Source organism: Nesterenkonia sp. F (genome assembly GCF_000220985.1).
Taxonomy (GTDB): Bacteria; Actinomycetota; Actinomycetes; order Actinomycetales; family Micrococcaceae; genus Nesterenkonia.
The window spans coordinates 1-6,906 of record NZ_AFRW01000053.1 but is presented as its reverse complement, the minus strand read 5'-3'; the positions used below and the strand labels follow the sequence as shown (position 1 = coordinate 6,906).

9 protein-coding genes are annotated in these 6,906 nt (G+C 73.4%); 5 read left to right on the top strand and 4 right to left on the bottom strand.

The features are described 5' to 3' along the window. On the top strand, positions 1–309 hold a 309-nt coding region (locus GU5_RS13990), incomplete at its 5' end, for a DNA glycosylase AlkZ-like family protein (RefSeq protein ID WP_010524369.1). Positions 310–346: 37 nt separating this feature from the next. On the opposite strand, the gene GU5_RS0104410 is transcribed toward GU5_RS13990, so the two are convergent. The 4 genes from GU5_RS0104410 to GU5_RS0104395 form a co-directional block, all read right to left on the bottom strand. Further along, a complete protein-coding gene (locus tag GU5_RS0104410) occupies positions 347–694 on the bottom strand; it encodes a hypothetical protein (RefSeq protein ID WP_010524368.1) in 348 nt (115 codons plus the stop codon). Next, positions 691–1,758, bottom strand: a complete 1,068-nt coding sequence (locus GU5_RS0104405; RefSeq protein ID WP_010524367.1) for a serine hydrolase — start codon at positions 1,756–1,758, stop codon at positions 691–693. Before GU5_RS0104405 ends, GU5_RS0104410 begins: the two co-directional genes overlap by 4 nt. Before the next feature lie 32 nt (positions 1,759–1,790). Further along, positions 1,791–2,342, bottom strand: a complete 552-nt coding sequence (locus GU5_RS0104400; RefSeq protein WP_010524366.1) for a winged helix-turn-helix domain-containing protein — start codon at positions 2,340–2,342, stop codon at positions 1,791–1,793. Between the two features lie 311 nt (positions 2,343–2,653). After that, positions 2,654–3,193 (bottom strand): GNAT family N-acetyltransferase, encoded by a 540-nt coding sequence (locus tag GU5_RS0104395; RefSeq protein WP_010524365.1) that lies wholly within the window; start codon positions 3,191–3,193, stop codon positions 2,654–2,656. Between the two features lie 133 nt (positions 3,194–3,326). On the opposite strand from GU5_RS0104395, the gene GU5_RS0104390 reads away from it, so the two are divergent. The 4 genes from GU5_RS0104390 (at position 3,327) to hpt (ending at position 6,828) form a co-directional block, all read left to right on the top strand. Continuing rightward, complete coding sequence (locus tag GU5_RS0104390) at positions 3,327–3,806, top strand: inorganic diphosphatase (RefSeq protein ID WP_033227860.1); 480 nt, start codon at positions 3,327–3,329, stop codon at positions 3,804–3,806. Positions 3,807–3,968: 162 nt separating this feature from the next. Then, entirely contained in the window at positions 3,969–5,171 is a 1,203-nt protein-coding gene (locus GU5_RS0104385; RefSeq protein ID WP_010524363.1) for a zinc-dependent metalloprotease, read from the top strand. Beyond that, positions 5,164–6,177, top strand: a complete 1,014-nt coding sequence (gene tilS, locus GU5_RS0104380) for a tRNA lysidine(34) synthetase TilS (RefSeq protein WP_010524362.1) — start codon at positions 5,164–5,166, stop codon at positions 6,175–6,177. Before GU5_RS0104385 ends, tilS begins: the two co-directional genes overlap by 8 nt. 99 nt (positions 6,178–6,276) lie before the next feature. After that, positions 6,277–6,828 (top strand): hypoxanthine phosphoribosyltransferase, encoded by a 552-nt coding sequence (hpt, locus tag GU5_RS0104375; protein WP_010524361.1) that lies wholly within the window; start codon positions 6,277–6,279, stop codon positions 6,826–6,828. The last annotated feature ends 78 nt before the right edge of the window (positions 6,829–6,906 follow it).

The window sequence follows — 6,906 nt, the reverse complement described above, 5'->3', positions numbered from 1 at the left end:
CTCGTCGGCCCCTTCGACCCGCTGCTGCGCGACCGCGGCCGGGCCCGGCGCATCTTCGACTTCGAGTACCGCTTCGAGGCCTATGTGCCGCCGGCTGAGCGGCTCTACGGCCACTATGTGATGGCGGTGCTCTCCGGCGACCGGCTCATCGGCCGGGTGGACGTCCGCCGAGCGGGCGAGACGCTGCGCATCGAGCAGATCTTCACCGAGCGCGGGGTGCCGCGGCGGGTGCTGCGCCCACGGGCGCGCGGCGCCGGGCGCACGCTGGCCCGGCAGCTCGGCGTCGAGCTGGTGATGCCCGAGGGGTGAGCGGCGGCACCGCCGGAGCGGCGTGGCAGGCTGGGGATCAGACGAAACCTGCCGCCACCATGCCGATGACGGCCACCAGCACCACGACGTGGACCACCGCCCCGACGACGCCGCGGCGGCCGGTGCTCGGAGCCAGCAGCGGCAGCTGTGACCAGCGGCTCGCCGCCAGGCCGAGCAGTCCGGCGAAGACGGCGACGGTGCCGATCCACGCGACGACGACCGGCGGGGTCACCGGCATCAGCGCGCGGGCGACGAGCAGCAGGCAGAGCGCCTCGCCGGCGGCCAGCAGCACACGCCTCCGGTCCGCGGCGGCGACGGCGGCCCGGGCCAGCCCCGCCAGCGTGAGCACGGCGAGGGCGCCGAGGACGATCAGCGTGACGGTCACGAGGCCTGCTCCTCTCCGGCCTCGTGCAGCAGCGCCTGGCCGACGGCGTCGAGATCCGCCGTCGTCGCCCCGGAGAGGAAGACGGCGGTGCCGCGCTCGCGGTCCAGGCCGAACCAGGTGCGGAAGCCGCCCGTCCCGCCGTCGTGCCAGGTGATCGTCCGTCCGTCGTCCTTCGAGACCAGCCAGCCCGCGCCGATCCGGTCATCGTCGGTGAACTCCTCCGTCGGCTCCAGCGCCGCCATGCCCGGCGCCGTGCCGTCGAGCAGCGCGCGGGCCAGCTGCGCCATCGTCGCCGCATCGGCGCGGATGCCGCCGGCCGCGGCGTAGCCGACGTCGGCCCAGGACTGCTGGGGCCGGCCGTTCGCGTCGACGCCCGGCACGGCGCGCTCTCCGAGATCCTCCGGTCCGTCCGGGATGCGGAGGGTCTCCAGGTCCAGCGGTTCGGCCAGCCGGTCCCGGACCAGCGCGGGGTAGTCGGTGCCGGCCGCGGCCGCCAGGGCGTGACCCAGCGCGGCGAAGCCGAGGTTCGAGTACTGCGGTCGGTCGGCGTCGAGGTCGGCGTCGCGGACGTCGTCGACGACGTCCTGGACCGTGGCGTCGTAGGGGCTGGTCGCGAGCAGCTGCGAGGCGAGCATCCGCGCCATGGCGCTCACTCCCATGTTCAGCCGCGGCAGGCCGGAGCGGTGCTGGGCGAGCTGCTCCAGGGTGACGTCGGCGGCCGGGGCGTCGCCCAGGTCCAGCAGCGTGCCCAGCCGCTGGTCGGGGGAGATCTCGTCGTCGGCGACCATGTCCTCGTAGAGCATCCCGGTCAGCGCCTTGGAGACCGAGCCGATCTCCACGGTGCCGTGCAGCGGGGCGTCGACCGTCGCGGTGCGGGTGCCCTGCGAGGTGACCTCGGCGACCGAGAGCGCGTGGACCGGCGCGCCGTCGAGCTCCTCGACGGCGGCCGCGGCCAGCGACCGGTCGCCGTGGACGGGAGAGTCCCGATCGATCGCGCCTGCCCCGGGCGCCAGCAGCGTCGCGACGACGGCGCCGAGGACCGCGCAGGCCAGGGCGACGGTCATGGTGGCCGTCCGCCGTCGTGACGGCCGGCGGCTCATGCCGAGGCTCCCAGGATCACCAGCAGAGGAACCACGCGCTCGCCGGGGACGGCCACGTGGCCGCGCTCGCCGGGGCGCAGCCAGCCGGCGGCGGTCAGCGCGCGGGTGTGGTGGTAGAGCTGGCCCGTGGAGCCGAGGCCGAGACGCTCGGCGAGGTCGGTCAGCCGCGTGGTGCCGTCGAGGACCTCCAGCAGCAGCGACAGACGGATCGGGTGGCTCAGCGCGGCCAGCCGGTCGGCGGCGTGCTGCGGGTCATCGGGGGAGCGCAGCTCGTCGGCCGGGCGGGCCATCTGCCACTCCCAGGTGCCGCCGTCGGCGGGCACGACGCCGGCCCAGAGCACCGCGCCGCGGTCGGGGTCGGCGCGATGGCGCAGGCCCTCGAGGGCCCAGAAGGTGTCGTCGCGGGGTCCCGCCTCTGCGGCGGGTTCCGGGGGTGGCTCTGCGGCGGCCGCTCCGGCGTCGTCGGGCGCCGCGGATCCTGTGCCCCGGGCGTCCTCCAGGGCCTGCACGCGCTGTTCGAGGGCGCGCAGGCGGTCCTCATCGCTCATATTCCGATATTACGGAATATCGGAACTATTGAGTCAAGGGCGAAGTGGCCAGGGCGATGAATCGCGGAAGACGGTCATCCGGTGAGGGGCAGATAGGTGCATCGTCCGGCATCGAGTGGCGGCTCCCAGCGGGACCTCGCCCCACGACACGGCGTGTCGACGGGTGGATGCCGCTGGGAGCCGCCACTCGACGTGAGCTGTGCCGGAGGAGCGCGTCCCCGAGTGCCCTGACGTCCGTGAATGAGCCCCGGGGCGACCGCCCGACCACGGCCCGAGAAGTCTCTCCGTGCCGACGCGCGGCACGAGTCAGATCAGAGCTCCAGCGTGAAGAGCTCCACTGTCGTGCCGTAGTAGCGGTCGGTGGTCCCGCGATGGGCCATGCCGATCCGCTCGGCCACCCGGTGCGAAGCTCGGTTCTCCGGGTGGGCGACGGCGACCAGCGTCTCCAGGCCGACGGTGCGGGCGTGCTCGACGAGCGCCTCGGCCGCCTCGGCGGCGTAGCCGCGGCCCTGGGCGTCGGGATGCAGATGCCAGCCGATCTCGATCTCCGGCTGCGGCTCCGGATCCACGTCGGCGGAGACGGGGATGGGCTTGAGCAGCATGATCCCGCGGGGCTCGCCGTCGACGGCGCAGCTCGCCAGCCAGACGCCGGTCGTCGCGCCGGCGAAGGAGCGGTACCGCTCGATGCGGGCCAGCGCCTGCTCCCGCGTCCTCTCGGTGCGTCCGTCTCCGATGAAGCGCGCGACCTCCGGGCGGGCGTACAGGTTGGCGATGAAGTCGACGTCCTCGGCCGTCGGCGCGCGCAGCCGCAGCCGGTCGGTCTCCAGGGCGGGCAGCTGATCGGGATCCATGCCCCGAGGATAGCCGCGAGGACTCCCGGGGCGGGAAGCCCGCAGCCCACGCGGCCCGCTGCCGTCGTCGCAGGCGTTCTGTGTACGCTGGCACCGAGCAATCCACGTTCATGCCAAGGAGGCCCCTGTGTCGCTGACCCGCGATGTGACCATCGAGATCCCCGCCGGTTCCCGGGTGAAGTACGAGATCGACCACGAGACCCACCGGCTGCGGCTGGACCGGGTGCTCTACACCCCGATGCAGTACCCCACCCACTACGGCTACTTCGACGAGACCCTCGGCGAGGACGGCGACCCGCTGGACGCGCTGGTCTACCTGCCGGGCGTGGACCTGATCCCCGGCGTCGTGGTCGAGGCCCGCCCGATCGCGGTGCTGAACATGACCGACGACGGCGGCGGCGACGCCAAGCTGGTCTGCGTGCCGGACGACAAGCGCTTCGACGCCTTCCAGGAGCTCGAGGACCTCGACGAGTGGGTCCGCAGCGAGATCGAGCACTTCTTCACCCGCTACAAGGACCTCGAGCCCGGCAAGTGGGTGACGATCGAGGGCTGGCAGGGCCGCGAGGAGGCCGAGGCCGAGCTGCAGCGGTCCATCGAGCGCTACAGCAAGTGAGCCTGCGGTGAGCTGACGGCCCCGGGCCGCATCGAGTGGCCGCCGGCGACGACGTCTCCTCGCCCGATCCCCGAGATCAGCGCAGGATCATCGTCACGGGCGGCCACTCGTCCGTCGGGCCCCGCCCACCCGGCTTCCAGCCGACTGTGATGGGATGGGTCCATGGAGCACACCGCCGCTGACGCCGACGCCGCCCCCGTGTTCTCGCCGGAGGAGGCCTCGGATCTGCTCATCAACTGGGACGTGGTCCGCCGATCCGCCGCGCTGGCCCCGGCCGGTCCCCGGCTCTCCGCGCGCGAGGTCGCCGAGGAGGTCTCCGCCCTGCGCGAGGCGGCGTCCGCCTCGGTGTCCCACGTCCACCGGCTCACCGGTCTCGCCGTCGCCGAAGGGCTCGGCGCACGGCCGGAGGAGACCCTCGTCGTCGACCGTGCGACCTGGGCGGCGGCCAACGCCCGCTCCTTCCGCACCATGCTCGGTCCGGCGATGCAGGCCGCGCTGGAGAGCCGCCCGGAGCTCGCCCGCGAGGGCAGCAGCGCCCAGGTATTCGGCTCGGCCATCACCGGCTCCGAGCTCGGCGGGGTGCTCGCCTTCCTCTCGGCCAACGTCCTCGGCCAGTTCGACCCCTTCGACACCAGCGCCCCGGCCGGCCGCGGCCACCTGATGCTGGTCGCCCCGACCATCGCCCAGGTCCGCCGCGAGCTCAACGTCGTGCCCGAGGACTTCCGGCTCTGGGTCTGCCTGCACGAGCAGACCCACCGGGTGCAGTTCGCCGCCGCCCCCTGGCTCGTCGACCACCTGATGGAGCAGATCACCGTGCTCTCGCGCAGCACGCTGGGCGGCGCCGGCGACCTCGGCGAGCGGCTGCGCGAGATGATCCGCCGGACGAAGGAGGCTGCGGGCACCAGCGGGGAGGCCGCCGACGCCGAGGAGGGGTCCACCACCGGCGCCGACGCCGCCGAGGCGCGTCCGCCGCGGAACCGGCTGATCGAGGCCGTCGCCTCCGAGGAGGGCCGGGAGGCCTTCTCCCGGGCCACGGCGACGATGAGCCTGCTGGAGGGCCACGCGAACCACATCATGGACGCCGTCGACTCCTCGATCGTGCCCAGCGTGAAGACCATCCGCCGTCGCTTCGAGCGCCGCGGCCGGAACCGCGGGATGCTCGACCGGGCGATCCGCCGGCTGCTGCAGCTGGACGTGAAGGCCCGCCAGTACCGCGACGGCCAGCGCTTCGTGGACCATGTGGTCGCCGCCGTCGGCATGGAGCAGTTCAACCGCGTCTGGGAATCTGCGGAGCACCTGCCCAGCGAGACCGAGCTGCACGATCCCGACCGCTGGATCGCCCGGATGGAGCTGCCGCGTGCCTAGCCTGCCGCAGCCGGTCTCCGCCGCCCGGCGGGCCGTCGGCGCGGTGCTCGACCCCGAGGGGCTGACCCTGGTGGGCTGCTCGGGCGGGCCGGACTCGCTGGCGCTGGCCGCCGCGGCGGCGCATCACCATCGGCGCAGGGACGCTCAGGTCGGCGCCGTCGTCGTCGACCACGGGCTGCATCCGGACAGCGCGCAGATCGCCGGGACATCCGCCGAGCAGCTGCGGGATCTGGAGCTGGACCCGGTGCTGGTCCGCACCGTCGGCGTGGACGACGCCGGCCGCGGTCCCGAAGCCGAGGCGCGCGCGGCCCGCTACGCCGCCTTCGCCGACGTCCTCGCCGAGACTGGGGCGAGTCGTCTGCTGCTCGGACACACCCGCGACGACCAGGCCGAACAGGTGCTGCTCGGGCTGGCCCGCGGCTCCGGGACCCGCGCGCTGGCCGGCATCCCCGCCGCTCGGGGGCCCTTCCGGCGTCCGCTGCTCGAGCTGGCCCGTGAGGACACCGAGACGATCTGCGCCCACGCCGGGCTGCAGCCGTGGCACGACCCGGCCAACGAGGATCCGCGGCACCTGCGCTCGCGGGTGCGCACCGAGATCCTGCCCTTCCTGGCCGAACGTCTCTCCGGCTCGATCCGCGAGTCGCTGGCGCGCACGGCGGCCATTGCGGCCGAGGACGCCGCCCACCTGGAGGCCGAGGCGCGCGAGACCTTCGCCCGGCTGCTCGAGGACCCCGACGACGCCGGTCGGCTGCGGCTGGCCATGGAGGCCCTCGACGCCGAACCCCCGGCGATCCGGCGACGCGTGCTGGCCCTGGCCGTCGTCGCCGTCGGCGGGGCGAATCCGTCCTCGGAGCGGATCGCGGCGGTCGAGGGGCTGCTGGCCCGCAGCGGATCGGCCGGACCCGTGCAGCTGGAGGGCGGCGTCGTCGCCTGCCGCGGCACGCACGATTCGCACGAGTATGGAAAACTTGTGCTCGTCCCCCGGGACCCCGCTCCGGAGCCCTGAGGGTCGGCCCGCGGGCGGCCGGCACCCAGCCCGCATGAACCTACTGCCGCACCGGCGGAATCCCCGCCGTCTCCCAGACCGAGGAGCGCATCAGCACTCATGCATGCCCAGGATGTCACCGAAGATCTGACCGAGGTCCTCTACACCAAGGAGGAGATCGACGCGCGGCTGCAGGAGCTGGCAGCGCAGATCGATCGGGACTACGAAGGCCAGGACGTCCTGCTGGTCGGTGTGCTCAAGGGCGCGTGCATGGTCATGGCCGACCTGTCCCGCGCGCTCACCAGCCACGTGACCATGGACTGGATGGCCGTGTCCTCCTACGGCTCGGGCACCAAGTCCTCCGGCGTCGTCCGGATCCTGAAGGACCTCGATGCCGATCTGATGGGCCGCCACGTGCTCATCGCCGAGGACATCATCGACTCCGGCCTGACGCTGTCCTGGCTGAAGGCCAACCTGGAGTCCCGCGGCCCGGCCTCGGTGGAGATCTGTACCCTGCTGCGCAAGCCCGACGCGGTGAAGGTCGACATCGACGTGAAGTACATCGGCATGGACATCCCGAACAAATTCGTCGTCGGCTACGGGCTGGACTTCGCCGAGAAGTACCGCAACCTCGACTGCATCGGCATCCTCGCCCCGCACATCTACCAGTGAGCTGAGTCCGGCCGGGGCGAGCGGGCGTCCGACCCGGGTCCGAGGCAGCCCCTACGATCCGGCCGGATCGGCCCCCGA